Origin of the sequence: Clostridioides sp. GD02404, assembly GCF_045898275.1 — a bacterium.
GTDB classification, from domain to species: domain Bacteria; phylum Bacillota; class Clostridia; order Peptostreptococcales; family Peptostreptococcaceae; genus Clostridioides; species Clostridioides difficile_A.
On sequence record NZ_JBJOCA010000071.1, the window covers coordinates 1 to 520 of the forward strand.

6 tRNA genes are annotated in these 520 nt (G+C 51.7%); all 6 read right to left on the reverse strand.

Going from position 1 to position 520, the window contains the following annotated elements:
- Positions 1-5: 5 nt before the first annotated feature.
- The 6 genes from Q3287_RS19445 to Q3287_RS19470 all read right to left on the reverse strand — a co-directional run bounded on the left by Q3287_RS19445 (position 6) and on the right by Q3287_RS19470 (position 516).
- Positions 6-79 (reverse strand) — tRNA-Cys (locus Q3287_RS19445).
- Between the two features lie 6 nt (positions 80-85).
- Positions 86-161, reverse strand: a tRNA-Lys gene (locus Q3287_RS19450).
- Between the two features lie 8 nt (positions 162-169).
- Positions 170-246 (reverse strand) — tRNA-His (locus tag Q3287_RS19455).
- A gap of 6 nt (positions 247-252) precedes the next feature.
- A tRNA-Pro gene (locus tag Q3287_RS19460) sits at positions 253-329 on the reverse strand.
- A gap of 22 nt (positions 330-351) precedes the next feature.
- A tRNA-Ile gene (locus tag Q3287_RS19465) sits at positions 352-428 on the reverse strand.
- Positions 429-442: 14 nt separating this feature from the next.
- A tRNA-Met gene (locus tag Q3287_RS19470) sits at positions 443-516 on the reverse strand.
- Positions 517-520 lie beyond the last annotated feature (4 nt).

Consider the following 520-nt stretch of genomic DNA (forward strand, 5'->3'; position numbering starts at 1 on the left):
TACATTGGAGGCGACACCCAGATTCGAACTGGGGATCAAGGAGTTGCAGTCCACTGCCTTACCACTTGGCTATGTCGCCGCCTTTTGGTGATCTATCCGCGACTCGAACGCGGGACACCCTGATTAAAAGTCAGGTGCTCTACCGACTGAGCTAATAGACCATATTAGTTGGGGTGGATAATGAGAGTCGAACTCACGACCTCCAGAGCCACAATCTGGCGCTCTAACCAACTGAGCTATACCCACCTTAATTGGTCGAGGTGAAGGGACTCGAACCCCCGGCCCCATGGTCCCAAACCATGTGCGCTACCAAACTGCGCTACACCTCGAAGCTATTTGCTTAATTTAATGTGGTGGGCCATCAGGGACTCGAACCCCAGACCTACCGGTTATGAGCCGGGCGCTCTAACCAACTGAGCTAATGGCCCACATTAAATTTTAGTAGCGGTAATAGGAGTCGAACCTATGACCTTTCGGGTATGAACCGAACGCTCTAGCCAACTAAGCTATACCGCCATAC